The following is a 15,431-nucleotide window of genomic DNA, read 5'->3' as shown; positions in this document are numbered from 1 at the left end:
AACACCTGCCGATTACCGCGCAGCACCACCGGTTTGTCCGTCGAATGGTGGCATCTGCGCTGCCGTGAGGCGAGTCACTCGATACCAGGAAAAGGCAACTGTTGGGTATCAATCTGGCCCGCGGGCGGCGACATGATGGGTTCATGGGTCACCATGAACGGATGCGCGCGCAGCCCTGGGTGGACGCGGCCACACCGCCGACGCCTTCTACCGCCCTGCCTGCGGAGCGTGGTGTCAGCGGATACCGCCGGACCACCAGTTTCCGCACGCGGCGTTCACAGCTGTCGACGGCGCAGCAGCGGACCTGGGAGCGGCGCTGGCCCGAGATCGGCATCATCGCCGTCGCGGATCACGAGACACCACCCGAGCCGCTGGACACCCAGGCCTGGTTCGGCCGCGATGCGCCCCTGGCACTTGAAATAGGCTGTGGCACAGGAACTTCCACCCTGGCTATGGCGCAGAACGAGCCGGACGTCGACGTCATCGCCGTCGAGGTCTACCGCCGCGGCCTGGCGCAGCTGCTGTCCGGGATCGACCGGGAGGGCGTCACCAACATCCGGCTGATCCGCGGCGACGCGGTCGACGTGCTGGAGTACCTGCTCGCGCCGGGCTCGCTGAGCGGGGTGCGGGTGTTCTTCCCCGACCCGTGGCCCAAGGCCCGCCACCACAAGCGTCGACTGCTGCAGCCCGAGAACGTCGCACTGATCGCCGACCGCCTGCGGACCGGCGGGGTGCTGCACGCGGCGACCGACCATGCCGGCTACGCCGAGCAGATCGCCGAGGTGGGCGACGCCGAGCCCCTGCTGACCAGGCTGGACGACGGCGCCGGCGCGCCCGTCTCGACCGTGCGCCCCACCACGAAGTACGAGGGCAAGGCCGAGGTCGCAGGCAGCATCGTCACCGAATTTCTGTGGGAGCGCCGCTGACATGAGCCTCACCGAAACCGTCGACCCGCAGGTCGAATCCGGCCCGGCCCCGCGCCGGGTACTTCTGGTCTGGGATGCGCCCAACCTGGACATGGGCCTCGGATCGATCCTGGGCCGCCGGCCCACCGCGCTGGAGCGCCCCCGCTTCGACGCGCTCGGGCGCTGGCTGCTGGGCCGCACCGCCGAGGTGTCCGCCCAGCACGACGACGTGTCGTCCGAGCCCGAGGCCACGGTGTTCACCAACATCGCCGCAGGTAGCGCCGACGTGGTTCGGCCGTGGGTCGACGCGCTGCGCAACGTCGGATTCGCGGTGTTCGCCAAGCCGAAGCTGGACGAAGACAGCGACGTCGATAGCGACATGCTGGATCACATCGCGGAGCGCTACCAGGAAGGATTGGCCGCGCTGATGGTGGCGTCGGCCGACGGACAGGCGTTCCGAACTCCGCTTGAAGAAATCTCGCGCAGCGGGGTACCCGTCCAGGTGCTTGGATTTCGCGAACATGCGAGTTGGGCGCTAGCGTCGGATAACTTGGAATTTGTCGACCTGGAGGACATAACAGGTGTTTTCCGGGAGCCGCTGCCGCGGATCGGCCTCGATTCGCTGCCTGACAAGGGGGCGTGGCTGCAACCGTTCCGGCCACTGTCCTCGTTGCTGACCTCGCGTGTCTGACAACTCAACATCAATGCGCGGGTCGTAGCAGATCCAGTAAGGAGCTCACGTGTTCGCCTGGTGGGGTCGAACTGTATATCGCTACCGGTTCATCGTAATCGGCGTGATGGTGGCGCTGAGCCTGCTCGGCGGCGTCTTCGGGATCAGCCTCGGCAAGCACGTCACGCAGAGTGGTTTCTACGACGATGGCAGCCAATCCGTCAAGGCATCGATACTCGGTGACGACACCTATGGCCGCGACCGAACCAGCCACGTCGTGGCCATCTTCACCGCGCCGAAGTCGGTCAACGACCCGGACTGGCAGAAGAAGACCGTCGGCGAACTCGACGCCTTCAAGAAGGACCACCCCGACACGGTCGTCGGCTGGGCCGGCTGGCTGGCCGCGCCGACCAGCACCGACCCCATCATCAAGGGGATGGCCAGCGAGGACGGCAAGCACACCTTCGTCAGCATTCCGCTCAAGGGCGACAACGACGACTCGATTCTGACCAACTACAACGACATCGCGCCGGATCTGCAGAAGCTCAACGACGGCAAGATCCAGCTCGCGGGTCTGGAGCCCATCGCCAGCGCGTTGACCGGGACCATCGCCACCGACCAGAAGCGCATGGAGGTACTGGCCCTGCCGCTGGTGGCCGTCGTGCTCTTCCTGGTGTTCGGTGGGGTGATCGCCGCCGCGCTACCGGCGATCGTGGGTGGCCTGAGCATCGCCGGCTCGCTCGGCATCCTGCGGCTGATGGCCGAGTTCGGCCCGGTGCACTTCTTCGCCCAGCCGGTCGTCTCGATGATGGGTTTCGGTATCGCCATCGACTACGGGCTGTTCATCGTCAGCCGGTTCCGCGAGGAGATCGCCGAGGGTTACGACACCGAAGCCGCCGTGCGCCGCACGGTGATGACGGCCGGCCGCACGGTGGCGTTCTCGGCGACGTTGATCGCGGTCTCGGCGGCCAGCCTCTTCCTGCTGCCGCAGGGGTTCGTGAAGTCGCTGACCTACGCCGTGATCATCTCGGTGTCGCTCGCCGCCATCCTGTCCATCACCCTGCTGCCCGCGATCCTGTCGGTCCTCGGCAAGCACGTCGACGCGCTCGGTGTGCGAACCCTGTTCCGCATCCCGTTCCTGGCCAACTGGAAGCCGTCGCGCGCGTACCTGAACTGGCTGGCCGACCGGCTGCAGAAGACCAAGACCCGCGAAGAGGTCGAGGCCGGGTTCTGGGGCAAGCTCGTCAATGTCGTCATGAAGCGGCCGCTGGTGTTCGCGATCCCCATCATCATCGGGATGATCGCGCTGATCCTGCCGCTGCACAACCTCTCGTTCGGCGGCGGGATCAGCGAGACGTATCTTCCGCCGGACAACTCAGTTCGGTTGGCGCAGGAGAACTTTGACAAGAACTTCCCGGGCTATCGCACCAACCAGCTGACGCTGGTGATCAAGAGCGACAATGGCAGCAAGGTCACCGACCAACAGGTCGCCGAGGTTCGCAACAGCGCCGCGTCGATCAGCGGGTTCACCGACACCACCTGGCAGGAGCGGGCGTGCCCGACGATCGAGGGCAACCCCTGCGTCTCGACACCGAATGGCAGCCACCCCAAGGACGACTCGGTCCGGGTGATCCAGAACGGTCTGGCACACGCGAGCGACGCCGCCAAGAAGCTCGCCGAGTTGCGGTCGATGTCGCCGCCGCGCGGGCTGACCGTGTTCGTCGGCGGCGTCCCGGCGCTCGAGCAGGACAGTATTCACAGCCTGTCCGACAAGGCACCGCTGATGGCGGTGGTGCTGCTGTCCACGACGATGCTGCTGATGTTCCTCGCGTTCGGGTCGGTGGTGCTGCCGATCAAGGCCGCGGTGATGAGCGCACTGACGCTGGGTTCCACGTTGGGCATCCTGACCTGGATCTTCGTCGACGGGCACTTCGCCAACTTGCTGAATTTCACCCCGGCGCCGTTGATGATCGTGATCATCGCGTTGGTGGTCGCGGTCGGTTTCGGCCTGGCCACCGACTACGAGGTGTTCCTGGTCTCGCGCATGGTCGAGGCCCGGGCTCGCGGCATGTCGACCGCCGAATCGATCCGAATCGGCACGGCAACCACCGGACGGCTGATTACCGCTGCCGCACTGGTCCTCGCGGTGGTCGCCGGTTCGTTCGCGTTCTCCGACCTGATGATGATGCAGTGCCTGGCGTTCGGCTTGATGGCGGCGCTGTTGCTGGACGCCACCGTCGTCCGGATGTTCCTGGTGCCGTCAGTGATGAAGCTGCTCGGCGACGACTGCTGGTGGGCGCCGCACTGGATGAAACGGTTGCAGAATCGCTTGGGGCTCGGGGAGATTCACCTACCCGACGAGCGTAAGGCGCCGTCCGCCCGCGCCCGCGCCGGCCAAGCGGCGGCAGCCGCTCGACCACCGGTCGCGCCGATCCCGCGTCCACCGCACGACCCCACCCACCCGAGCCCCGAGGGTGCGTCACGACCGGCCCGGCCGGCGACGCCGCCCGCGTCGCGACCCGAGCCACGTCCCGAGATCAAGCGGCCGGCGCCGGACGTGCCGTCGGCGGCCGGCACCTCGCGGATGCCCGGCCCGGGCCGCCCAGAGTCCAAAGAGGCTGCCACCACCCGGTTTTCGGCCCAGTCGGCGCCGGGTGCCCCCGCCCAGGGGCGCCCGCCCGCGCAGCCGCCGCGCGGCGACGACCGTGAGATCGAGTCGTGGCTGAGCGATCTGCGCGGTGGCAAGACGGACCCGCGGACTCCTCAGCCGTCGGCCGACGAGACCCGCGCGCTCCCGACCCCGCCGCGAGACAAGCCGGCGGGCCCGCCGGCCAACGAGTCCGAGGACGCGACCACCGCGATCCCGACCCCGCCGCGGGAGGAAAAGGACTCCGAGACCGCCACCGACAAGATGAACGCTCGCGGCGACAAGCCGCGGCCACGCCGGGGCGGCGGGCTCAGCGCGCAGGACCTGCTGCGCCGCGAGGGCCGCATCTAGTCGCGAATGTGCTTGGCGCTACTCGCTTGTGGCGGGTTCGCGCTCGGTGGAGTGCGGCTCGTCCTTGTCGGCCCGCATCAGGGCGTCGTCGGCCTCCTCGGCCGCGGCCTCCGGATCGTTCGCCAGCAGCACCTTGAACGCGTTGTTGAGGAATGCGACCGTCGGCACCGACAGCAGCGCGCCGACGATTCCGGCCAACACACCACCGGCGGAAATCGCGATCACCACCGCCAGCGGATGAATCGACACCGCGCGGCCCATCACCAACGGCTGCAGGATGTGGGCCTCGAGTTGATTCACCGCGACCAGTAGGCCGAGCGTGATCAACGCGTAGACGAAGCCCTTGGCCAGCAGCGCGACGATGACCGCGAGGAAGCCACTGAGCACGGCACCGACCAGCGGGACGAAGGCACCCAGGAACACCAGCGAGGCCAGCGGCAGTGCCAGCGGCACGCTCATGATCGCCAAGCCGGTGCCGATGCCGACCGCGTCCACCAACGCCACCAGGAAGGTGGCCCGCACGTAACCGGTCAGCGACTGGAACCCGGCGCCACCGGCGGCGCGCACCCGGTCGCGGACGTGGGCGGGGATCAGTTTGGTGACGTAGCTCCAGATGTTGCGGCCGCCGTAGAGAAAGAAGATCAGCGTGAACAGCACCAGCAACGCCGCGGTGATGATCTCGGTGATGGCCGTCGCGGTGGATAGGGCGCCGCTCGTCAGCCTCTCCTGATTGTGCTGCAGCGCCTGCACGGCCGAGTTGCCCGCGTGGTCGATCTGCTGACGACTCAGGTGCAGCGGGCCCTCGATCAACCACTTCTTCGCCGAGTCGATGCTGCGGGTGACCTCGTTGACCAAATCCGGGACGCCGACGATGAATTGGCTGACGACGAAGGTCAGGATGCCGCCCAGGATCGCGAATCCGCTCAGCATCACCAGGGCTACGGCGCCGCCGCGGGGCGAGCCATGCCGGTCCAGCCAGTCGACGATCGGAACCAGCAGGGCGCTGAGCATCAACGCGAGCAGTAGCGGGACAACGATCACTTCCAGCCGTTTGACCGCCATCAGCAGGGCGACCACTGCGGCGAAGATGACCAGCAGGCGCCACGCCCAGGCGGCGGTCTTGCGGACGATCGGTTCGACCGAATCGGCGTAATCAACAGCGGCCTTGGTTGGCATACCGGTCAGACTAAATGTGGACACCGGCGTCGCGCAGCGATCCGGACACGACCTGCGAAGTTACGCTGATCGCCGCGTACTAGCGGACCAGCTGGCCGCGAACGCCCGGCACGGTGTTGCTCACCGGCGGCACGGCCGGCGACGTAGGGGCGGCCTGCGGCGGGACACCGGTCGCCGGCGGGCCACTCAGCGCGAACTGCGGGAAGCCGAGCACCTGCGGAAAGCTGATCTGCGGCGTCTGGCATCTGTTCGCCATTCCCGCGAGCGGTTGTGCGATTGTCGAAAGATCGCCGGCAGCCTTGGGATTCGCGCCTAGGTACACCCGCAGCGTTTCGGCCGCCGCCGGGCCGGCCGGTTGCAGCAGCGCGGTAGTCATCGCCTGGTTGGTCTCCGGGTGTCCGTCGAGGTAGTCCCCGGCGGACCGGGCCACGTTGCTGATCGTGCGCGCCATCTCGCTGGCCGAGCACGGGTCCGGCGCGCCGACCGCCGACGGCGCGGACAGCATCACCACGGCCGCGGCCCCACCCATTCCGGTCGCGGTCAGGGCGGCCAGCAGTCGACGGCGCAGCGTCGCGGAACTCCCGGTCAGGGACGTCATTCAAGGCTCCTCGGGGTGTGCGAGGAAATACGTGTCCCCGCAGTCAATTGCCGGCCCGAAGCCGGCATCTTCGGCAATCCTGCCATCGGATCCGGTGCGGCAGCGAACTCAGCGCACGGGGTTCTCGTCACACCTGTGTGAAACCTGTGTGGAAATCGGCATCGTTGCCGAGTTGTTGCAGCTCAGCGACTCGTAAGCCACCTCGGTGAACAGCTGGCTGCGGTAGGCTCGCGGGCACCCAGAACGAATGCGGGGGAGACCGAAATCCAGCACTTCATGATGCGCTTGAGCGGCGGCCTGCGCAGATTTCGCTGGCTGGTTTTCTCCGGCTGGCTACTCGCGCTCGTCCCCGCCATCTTCCTAGTGCTGACCTCGTCGGGTCATCTCACCGGTGGTGGCTTCGAGGTGCCCAACTCCCAGTCGCTACGGGTGCACGACGCGCTCGAGGCGCACTATCCCGATCAGGGGTCGTCACCGTTGGCCCTGGTCGCCGCTCCACGGGCGGACGCCAGCTACGAGGACATGAACGCCGCGGCGGCCTTCCTGCAGCAGGTCGCCAAGCAGCAGCCCGACGTGGTGGTGGTGCCCAATCCCGCTCAGCCGTCGCCGCAACCCGACCGGCCTTACGTGGTCTCGCTGCGACTCGACGGGGCCACCAACAACAGCGCCAGCGACGCCGCCAAGAAGCTGCGGGTCAAGGTCGGTGTGCAGGGCGAGCGCTCCGGCCAGATGCGCGACGGCCGGGTCCGGCTGTACGTGATCGGTCAGGGCGCGCTCAGCACCGCCGCCGCGGCCAACACCAAACACGACATCGCCAAGGCCGAGCAGTGGAATCTTCCGATCATCCTGATCGTGTTGCTGGCGGTGTTCGGCTCGATCGCCGCCGCCGCGATCCCGCTGGCGCTGGGCATCATCACGGTGATCATCACGATGGGCCTGGTGTACCTGCTCTCGGCGTACACGGTGATGTCGGTCTTCGTGACGTCGACGGTGTCGATGTTCGGCATCGCGCTGGCGGTCGACTATTCGCTGTTCATCCTCATGCGGTACCGCGAGGAGTTGCGCGCGGGCCGTCAGCCGCAGGAGGCGATCGACGCGGCGATGGCGACGTCCGGCCTGGCCGTCGCGCTGTCCGGGATGACCGTGGTGGCCTCGCTAACCGGCATCTACCTGATCGACACCCCCGCCTTGACGTCGATGGCGACCGGCGCGATCCTCGCGGTGGCGGTGGCCATGCTGACCTCGACGACCATGACGCCGGCCGTGCTGACGACGTTCGGGCGCTCGGCGGCCAAGCGGTCGGCGGCATTGCACTGGTCGCGGCGCGCGGAGTCGACGCAGTCGCGGTTCTGGACGCATTGGATCGGCGGTGTGATGCATCGGCCGTGGGGGTCGGCGGCCGCCGCGTCGGTCGTGCTGCTCGCCATGGCGGTGCCCGCGCTGTCCATGGTGTTGGGCAATAGCCTTCTGCGCCAATTCAATTCGTCACATGAGATCCGCGCCGGGGTGTCGGCGGCGTCGGAGGCGCTCGGTCCCGGCGCGCTCGGCCCGATACAGGTGCTGGTGACCTTCCCGGACGGCGATGCGTCATCGGCCACCCACACGCAGACGATCGCCGCGATCCGCGACAAGATCGGTCACTCCCCCAACATCCTGTCGGTGGCGCCGCCGGTGTTCGCCGACAACAACAGCAGCGCGATGCTGTCGGCGATGCTGTCGGTGGACCCCGAAGACCTCGGCGCCCGCCAGACCATCTCCTGGATGCGCGGCCATCTGCCGGCCGCGGCCACCGGGTCGGCGGAGATCAGCGTCGGCGGCCCCACCGCGCTGATCAAGGACTTCGACGACCAGGTGTCCAAGACCCAGTGGTTGGTGCTGGTCTTCGTCGCGTTGATCGCGTTCGTGATGCTGCTGCTGTCGATCCAGTCGATCTTCCTGGCCCTCAAGGGCGTGGTGATGACGATGCTGTCGGTGGCCGCGGCCTACGGCAGCCTGGTCATGGTGTTCCAGTGGGGCTGGCTGGAAAAGCTCGGCTTCCTGCCGATCACCTCGATCGACAGCACGGTTCCGCCGCTGGTGCTGGCCATGACGTTCGGCCTGTCGATGGACTACGAGATCTTCCTGCTGACCCGGATCCGGGAGCGCTTCCTGCAGACCGGCAACACGCACGACGCGGTGGCCTACGGCGTGAGCACCAGTGCCCGCACGATCACCAGCGCGGCGCTGATCATGATCGCGGTGTTCATCGGCTTCGCGTTCGCCGGCATGCCGCTGGTGGCCGAGATCGGGGTGGCCTGCGCGGTGGCGATCGCGGTCGACGCGACCGTGGTGCGGTTGGTCATGGTGCCTGCGCTGATGGCGGTGTTCGCCGAGTGGAACTGGTGGCTGCCAGCCTGGCTGGAACGCATCCTGCCGTCGGTGGACTTCGAAAAGCCTTTGCCTGCAGTTGATCTCGGTGACGTGCTGATGATCCCGGACAACATCTCGGCGCCCGCGGTGCCCAGCGCCGACTTGAAGATCGTGCTCAAGTCCGCGGCGCGCCTGAAGAACCTGGTGCCCGACGCGATCACCGTCGCCGACCCGCTGGCCTTCATCGGCTGCGGACGCAGCAGCGAGGCGGTGAAGGTCAAGACGAAGGTCAAAGGCGGCAACTACGTCGCCAGCGCGGCGTCGCGCCAGTTGGCGGTGATCGATCCGCCGGCCGGCGTCAACGGTGGCACCGGGCAGTCCGCGGCACGCAAGTTCGTCGGCAACCTGTCGCACCGCGGCGGGACCCGCGCCGCCCCGCGGGCGATCCGGCCCGTCCACCCGGTCACGTTGTGGCGCGGCCGCCTCGCCGTCGCCCTGGACGCGCTGCAGGCCGACGCCGACGCCGACCAGCCGCGGTTCGAGCGGCGCAGCCCGGTGGAGACCACCCACGTCCAGCTGCCCACGGGCGACCGCCTGCAGATTCCGACCGGCGCCGAGACGCTGCGGCTCAAGGGTTATCTGATCCTGAGCCGCAACACCAGCCGCGACTACGCCGAATTCGCCGAACTGGTCGACACCATGGACGCCGAGAACGCCGCAGTCGTGTTGGCCGGGATGGACAGGTATTACTCTGGGCAGTCACCCCGGCGGCAATGGATCGCCAGCCAGTTGGTCCGCCGCCTCGCGGACCCGCACCCGGCGGATCTCGACGACGACGGTTGGCCCGAGTCCGATGCGAAGGCAGACTGGGAAGGTGTCAGGCAACGCTGCCTTGCGGTAGCGGTGGCGATGTTGGAGGAGGCGAGGTGACGTTGGCAGCGGATCGACGCCATGGACAGGCGCCGCACCGAGGCCCGGCACGCCCTCCCAACGGTGACCGGCCCGTCGAATTCTGGCCGACCTCTGCGATTCGCCACGCGCTGGAGGGTGGCGACATCGCCACTTGGAAGCTGATCGCCGTCGCGATCAAGCGCGACCCGTACGGCCGCACCGCCCGCCAGGTCGAAGAGGTGCTGGAGAGCTCGCACCCCTACGGCATCTCCAAGGCCCTCGCCGAGGTGCTGGACCGTGCCCGCGACCATCTCGAAGCCAACGAGCGCACCGAGGTGGCTCGCCACGTCCGCGTCCTGATCGAGCGGTCCGGCCTGAAGCTGCCCGAGTTCGCGTCGCGCATCGGTGTGCCGGCCGACGCACTCCGCGAGTATCTCCAGGCCATCACCAGCCCGTCGGCGTCGTTGATGATCCGGATGCGCCGACTCTCCGACCGGTTCGCCAAGGCCCGCTCGCCCGAGCCCGCTCCGCAGCCGACGCAGCGGCCGCCGCGCGGCCACTGATGGTCGACAACCCCGACGATCAGACGCTGCGGCGGATTCTGGCCGAGACGCGGACGGTCGCCGTTGTCGGCGCCTCCGACAAGCCCGCGCGGCCGAGCAACGAGATCTACACCTATCTGCTGAAAACCGGCCTGTTCCAAGTCTTTCCGGTGAACCCGACGATCACCGACATCGCCGGCGCCCGGGTGTATCCGACACTGGCCGATCTTCCGGTGGTGCCGGACATGGTCGACGTGTTCCGCCGTGTGGACGACCTACCGTCTGTGCTCGATGACGTGCTGGCTTTGCAGCCGTTGCCGAAAACCCTGTGGCTGCAAGAGGGTTTGTGGCATGACGAGGTCGGTGCGCGGGCCTCGGAAGCCGGGCTGCAGGTCGTCATGGACCGCTGCCTGATGGTCGAGCACGCCCGACTGCGTTGATCAGCGGGGGTTGAGCGGCGCGACGCCGACCACCAGCCAGCGGTCGCTCTGCTTGGTGAGCGTGACCCGCAGCGCCAGGATCGCGTTGTCGGGCGGCTGGCCCGGCTCGTTCTGCGTGGCCCGCATGATCACCGCGACTGCGGCCGCGGACGGGCCGATCGCCTCGAGGCCCGCCTCCATGGTCGCCGCGGTGGCGGTGACGTTGCGCTTCGTCAAATCCGTTGTGGCCTTGCCGAACTGCTCCTTGAACGCGGTGCCCTGCTCGGGCACCATCATGGCCACCGCCTTATCGATGGCGGCCATCGGCTCGGAAGGCGAGAACGTCGCCGTCGTCTGGGCCATGTCGACGGCGACGCGGACCACCTCGGCGGAGTCGGACTTGAGGGTGTGGTCCGGCGTCGCCCAGTGCCGGTAGCCGGTCAGTACGGCGGCGACAATCGCCGCGGTGGTGAGCCCGACGACCGCCAGCCGCAGGGCGGGAGCGTCGTCGTCGGTGCCGACCGTCACCGAATCACGGCGCAGCAGATAGACGTTCACCGCGACGCCCTGGACGATCAGCAGGATCAGCACCGAGCACAGCGACACCCACCACACCGGCCACTCGAGCACATACCCGATGGCCAGCAGCGCCGCGATCGCGGCGACCGGGGCCAGGACGTCGAAAGCCGTTACGCGCCAGGCGTTTCTCATCGGATCGACTCCAGCCGCGAGATCATCAGCTTGCCGTCGATGTCGGAGACCCCCAGCCGCAGGTTCCAGTGCACGGTGGTCGGCTTGCCACCGGAGTTCTCGCTGACCGACGTGGCGACCACCATGACGGTGTCGGTGCGGCGCGCGATCGACGCGGGCAGCCCGGCGGGCGGCTTGGGGTCGCCCGGTTGCGCGTCCAGGTCGTGGTGGACCGCCTCGAACGCGACGGCCTCGACCTCGCCGCGGCTCTGCGACTGCAGTCGCTGTACGACCTGTTCGTACGGCTGGATGGACGAGTCGAAATCGGCGTTGAGTTCGCCGACGGTGCCGTCGTGCAGCTTCTGCAGGTTTTCTTTGATGTTCTGGGTGTTCATGTTGATCAGCAGGCCGGTCCAGTCGGCGGCGGCCTGCATTGCCCGGGTCTGGTAGGTGCGCTCGCCGACGTCGTTGTGGTGGTCGGCCCAGATGACATAGCCCAAGGCGACAGCGGCCACGCACAGCGCGCCGAGCACCGCCGAGGCGATGCCGTAGGGCGAGAACGTCCGGCCCGGCGCCTCGTCGGCAGTCGTCACTGCCGCGGTCTCGTCGGGCGTTGGTTCGGGCTGCTCCTCGTCGGGCATGGCCGTGAGGCTACCTGCAGGCTCCGGTAAGAATGATTGGGTGACGGTAGAAGCTATCCGCTCGGGCCTCGACCTGAGCCATGTCGACGACGCGGCCCGCCCCCAGGACGACCTCTTCGGCCATGTGAACGGTCGCTGGCTGGCCGACTACGCCATCCCCGCCGATCGGGCCACCGACGGCGCCTTCCGGCTGCTGGCAGATCGGGCCGAGGAGCAGGTGCGCGACATCATCACCGAGGCGGCGGCGGTCAACGGCGCCGAGGGCACCGACCCGCAGCGCATCGGCGACCTCTTCGCCAGCTTCATGGACACCGACGCCATCTTGAGCCTCGGCGTGCGCCCGCTGCTCGACGAGCTCGCCGGCATCGACGCCGCACTCACCCCGACCGAGCTGGCCGCCGAACTCGGCGAGCTGCAGCGCACCGGCATCGGCGGCGGCACCGGGCTCTACGTCGACACCGACTCGAAGGACTCGACCCGCTATCTGCTGCACCTTTCGCAGTCCGGTCTGGGGCTGCCCGATGAGTCGTACTATCGCGACCCGCAGCACGCCGCGGTCCTCGCCGAGTACCCGAAGCACATCGCGCGGATGTTCGCGCTGGTCTACGGCGAGCACGACGGCGACTGGCCCGCGACCGCGGCGCAGATCGTCGCGCTGGAGACCAAGATCGCCGCCGCGCACTGGGACGTCGTCAAGCGCCGCGACGCCGACCTGACCTACAACCTGCGCACCTTCGATCAACTGCGTTCCGAGGCAACGGGTTTCGACTGGGCGGTGTGGCTGCACGCGCTGGGCGTGACGGGCGAGCAGGCCGCCGAGGTCGTCGTCCGCCAGCCCGACGCGTTAGTGGCCTTCGCGTCGCTGTGGGACGGCGAAGACCTCGAGGACTGGCGCCGCTGGCTGCGCTGGCGCGTGATCAGCGGGCGGGCGTCGATGCTGACCGACGACCTGGTCGAGGAGAACTTCGCGTTCTACGGCCGCACCCTGTCGGGCACCGAGCAGTTACGCGACCGGTGGAAGCGCGGCGTCGCCCTGGTCGAGGGCCTGATGGGCGACGCGGTCGGCCGACTCTACGTCGAGCAGCATTTCCCGCCGGACGCCAAAGCCCGGATGGACGAGTTGGTGGCCAACCTGCGCGAGGCGTACCGCGTCAGCATCACCGACCTGGAGTGGATGACACCGGAGACCCGGCAACGGGCGTTGGAGAAGCTGGACAAGTTCACTCCGAAGATCGGTTATCCCGCGAAGTGGCGCGATTATTCGTCGCTGGTGATCGCGCGCGACGACCTATACGGCAACTACCAGCGCGGCTACGCGCTGGAGTACGACCGCGACCTGGCCAAGCTGGGCGGCGCGGTGGACCGCGACGAGTGGTTCATGACGCCGCAGACCGTCAACGCCTACTACAACCCGGGCATGAACGAGATCGTCTTTCCCGCAGCCATTTTGCAGCCGCCGTTCTTCGACGCCGATGCTGACGACGCGGCGAACTACGGTGGCATCGGCGCGGTGATCGGCCACGAGATCGGCCACGGCTTCGACGACCAGGGCGCCAAATACGACGGCGACGGCAACCTGGTGGACTGGTGGACCGACGACGACCGGGCCGAATTCGGCTTGCGGACAAAGGCTTTGATCGACCAGTACGAAGCCTTCACCCCGCGCGGTCTGGACGCCGCACACCACGTCAACGGCGCCTTTACGGTCGGCGAGAACATCGGCGACCTCGGCGGTCTGTCGATCGCGCTACTGGCCTACCAACTCTCGCTGAAGGGCGCGGAAGCGCCGGTGATCGACGGGCTGACCGGCGTGCAGCGGGTGTTCTACGGCTGGGCCCAGGTGTGGCGCACCAAGTCCCGTGATGCCGAAGCGATTCGGCGCCTCGCCATCGACCCGCACTCGCCGCCGGAGTTCCGCTGCAACGGCGTGATCCGCAACCTCGACCTGTTCCACGAGGCCTTCGAAGTCACCGAGAACGACGACTTGTTCTTGGATCCTGGTCAGCGCGTGCGCATCTGGAACTAGCGAATGTCTGCAGTGCGGTTCGACCGCGTCGCGCCCGTCATCCCGGTGCGTGACCTCCGCGCGGCCCTCGACCGCTATCGGCGATTGGGGTTCGACGTCCGCGAATACGACGGTCCCGATCGCTACGGCTACGCCGACCGCGGGTCGGTGTCCCTGCACCTGACCGAGTGGGCCGAACACGATCCGCTGACAACAGCCGCGTCCGTCTACATCTACGTCGACGACGCCGACCGGCTACACGCCGAGTGGCGGTTGCTCGGACTCGACGGCCGGCTCACCGAGCCCACGGACACGCCATATGGGTTGCGGGAGTTCGCCTTCGTAGACACCGAAGGCACCCTGCACCGCGTCGGTTCGCCGTCGAACGGCTGACTACAGCTGCCAGTCGTTCGAGCCGTCGTTCTTGCTGTAGGTCCCAACGGAGTTCTTCACGACGATCGGGTCGCCGGCGCCGAAGTTGGTGAAGAACCACTTCGCGTTGGTCGGATTGATGTTGATGCAGCCGTGGCTGACGTCGCGCTTGCCCTGATCGGCCACCGACCAGGGCGCGCTGTGCACGAAGTCGCCGCTGTTGTCGAACTGCACGGCGTCCTGGACGTCGACTTTGTAGCCGTAGGTCGAGTTGACCGGCACCCCGTAGGTGGACGAATCCATCACGACCTTGGCCTTCTTGTCGAGCACGTAGTAGGTGCCGTTCGGCGTCTGATGGCCGCCGGCCGCCATGCCCATCGACATCGGGAACGTCTGCTCCACGACGCCGTTGCGGGTGATCACCAACTGATGCGTGGCGTCATCGGCGGTGGCCTGCAGCGCGTCGCCCACCACGAAGTTGTTCTGGGTGCCGGCCGCGTCGACGTGCACCGCGGTGTGGGCGGGCCAGAACGCGAGCGGACGCCAGCGCACCTGGCTGGGGGTCAGCCAGTAGAACTTGCCGGATACCGGCGGCGTGGACGACACGTGGATCGCCTGCTCGGCCATGTGCTGGTCGGCGATCGGACGCGCGAAGTTGATGATGATCGGCTCGGCGACACCAACCGTGGAACCGTTGACCGGGTTGAAGGTCGGCGGGACGAACGGGGGAGCGCCGGTGAATGGCTCCGGGTTCTGCCCGACAACGGGTCCGGACGCCGCGGCGGGGATCGCCGCCGGGGTTCCTGCGGCCGGGTCGACGGGTGCCTGCCCCGCAGGTGGAACCTCACCGGCCGGCGGCAGGCCGGCGACGGGCTCAGCGGGTCCCGGTCCGGGTCCTGGTACGGGGTCGCCGGCAGGCCCGGGGCCGGGTGCGTCCACGCCGGGTCCGGGCTGCGGGTCCGGGTCGGCGATCGCGACACCGCTTCCCATGATCAGTGCGGCGGTCACTCCCGCGGCGCTCAGCGCAGCGGCCAGAGGACCGGTGGTCCATCGCGACATTCGTTTCCCTCCAAGTCACGGTCTGCCGCCAGTATGCCGTAGCGCCGGGCGGGCAAAAGAATCCTGCGATTGCCACGACGTCAATAAATCGGCCACCGATAGGCCGCTGAGCTGCG

Annotated in this window: 13 protein-coding genes; 8 read left to right on the top strand and 5 right to left on the bottom strand. The window is 68.0% G+C overall.

All coding sequences use genetic code 11. The features are described 5' to 3' along the window. Positions 1-143: 143 nt before the first annotated feature. Genes trmB through PT015_RS19345 form a run of 3 tightly spaced genes read left to right on the top strand, consistent with a single transcriptional unit; the run spans position 144 to position 4,573 of the window. On the top strand, positions 144-926 hold the full coding sequence (trmB, locus tag PT015_RS19355; RefSeq protein WP_285186584.1) for a tRNA (guanosine(46)-N7)-methyltransferase TrmB: 783 nt from the start codon (positions 144-146) through the stop codon (positions 924-926). A 1-nt stretch (position 927) separates the two neighbouring features. Next, positions 928-1,596, top strand: coding sequence for an NYN domain-containing protein (locus PT015_RS19350; protein WP_285186583.1), 669 nt, complete (start codon positions 928-930; stop codon positions 1,594-1,596). A gap of 49 nt (positions 1,597-1,645) precedes the next feature. Continuing rightward, positions 1,646-4,573, top strand: coding sequence for an MMPL family transporter (locus PT015_RS19345; protein WP_285186582.1), 2,928 nt, complete (start codon positions 1,646-1,648; stop codon positions 4,571-4,573). Positions 4,574-4,591: 18 nt separating this feature from the next. Here PT015_RS19345 and PT015_RS19340 read toward each other — a convergent pair whose 3' ends face one another. Then, entirely contained in the window at positions 4,592-5,749 is a 1,158-nt protein-coding gene (locus PT015_RS19340; protein WP_285186581.1) for an AI-2E family transporter, read from the bottom strand. Positions 5,750-5,828: 79 nt separating this feature from the next. Continuing rightward, a complete protein-coding gene (locus PT015_RS19335; protein WP_285186580.1) occupies positions 5,829-6,347 on the bottom strand; it encodes a hemophore in 519 nt (172 codons plus the stop codon). 276 nt (positions 6,348-6,623) lie between these two features. On the opposite strand from PT015_RS19335, the gene PT015_RS19330 reads away from it, so the two are divergent. From PT015_RS19330 to PT015_RS19320, 3 genes are read left to right on the top strand one after another with little or no spacing between them, the layout of a single operon-like run. Beyond that, positions 6,624-9,626, top strand: coding sequence for an MMPL family transporter (locus tag PT015_RS19330; RefSeq protein ID WP_285186579.1), 3,003 nt, complete (start codon positions 6,624-6,626; stop codon positions 9,624-9,626). Further along, on the top strand, positions 9,623-10,150 hold the full coding sequence (locus tag PT015_RS19325) for a helix-turn-helix domain-containing protein (protein WP_285186578.1): 528 nt from the start codon (positions 9,623-9,625) through the stop codon (positions 10,148-10,150). The genes PT015_RS19330 and PT015_RS19325 overlap by 4 nt, the downstream gene beginning before the upstream one ends. Beyond that, positions 10,150-10,569 (top strand): CoA-binding protein, encoded by a 420-nt coding sequence (locus tag PT015_RS19320; protein WP_285186577.1) that lies wholly within the window; start codon positions 10,150-10,152, stop codon positions 10,567-10,569. Before PT015_RS19325 ends, PT015_RS19320 begins: the two co-directional genes overlap by 1 nt. On the opposite strand, the gene PT015_RS19315 is transcribed toward PT015_RS19320, so the two are convergent. Both PT015_RS19315 and PT015_RS19310 read right to left on the bottom strand, forming a co-directional pair. Beyond that, on the bottom strand, positions 10,570-11,259 hold the full coding sequence (locus PT015_RS19315) for a hypothetical protein (RefSeq protein WP_285186576.1): 690 nt from the start codon (positions 11,257-11,259) through the stop codon (positions 10,570-10,572). It lies immediately after the preceding gene. Beyond that, a complete protein-coding gene (locus PT015_RS19310) occupies positions 11,256-11,879 on the bottom strand; it encodes a hypothetical protein (RefSeq protein ID WP_285186574.1) in 624 nt (207 codons plus the stop codon). Before PT015_RS19310 ends, PT015_RS19315 begins: the two co-directional genes overlap by 4 nt. Positions 11,880-11,919: 40 nt before the next feature. On the opposite strand from PT015_RS19310, the gene PT015_RS19305 reads away from it, so the two are divergent. Both PT015_RS19305 and PT015_RS19300 read left to right on the top strand, forming a co-directional pair. After that, positions 11,920-13,905, top strand: coding sequence for a M13 family metallopeptidase (locus PT015_RS19305; protein WP_285186573.1), 1,986 nt, complete (start codon positions 11,920-11,922; stop codon positions 13,903-13,905). 3 nt (positions 13,906-13,908) lie between these two features. Further along, the gene (locus PT015_RS19300; protein ID WP_285186571.1) at positions 13,909-14,277 is read left to right on the top strand and encodes a bleomycin resistance protein; all 369 of its coding nucleotides are present in this window, start codon (positions 13,909-13,911) and stop codon (positions 14,275-14,277) included. On the opposite strand, the gene PT015_RS19295 is transcribed toward PT015_RS19300, so the two are convergent. Further along, on the bottom strand, positions 14,278-15,315 hold the full coding sequence (locus PT015_RS19295) for a L,D-transpeptidase (RefSeq protein WP_285186570.1): 1,038 nt from the start codon (positions 15,313-15,315) through the stop codon (positions 14,278-14,280). Positions 15,316-15,431 lie beyond the last annotated feature (116 nt).

Source organism: Candidatus Mycobacterium wuenschmannii (assembly GCF_030252325.1).
In the GTDB taxonomy this organism is placed as follows: Bacteria; Actinomycetota; Actinomycetes; order Mycobacteriales; family Mycobacteriaceae; genus Mycobacterium; species Mycobacterium wuenschmannii.
Note: the sequence above shows the minus strand (reverse complement) of the source record. Positions and strands in the feature narration are given on the sequence as shown.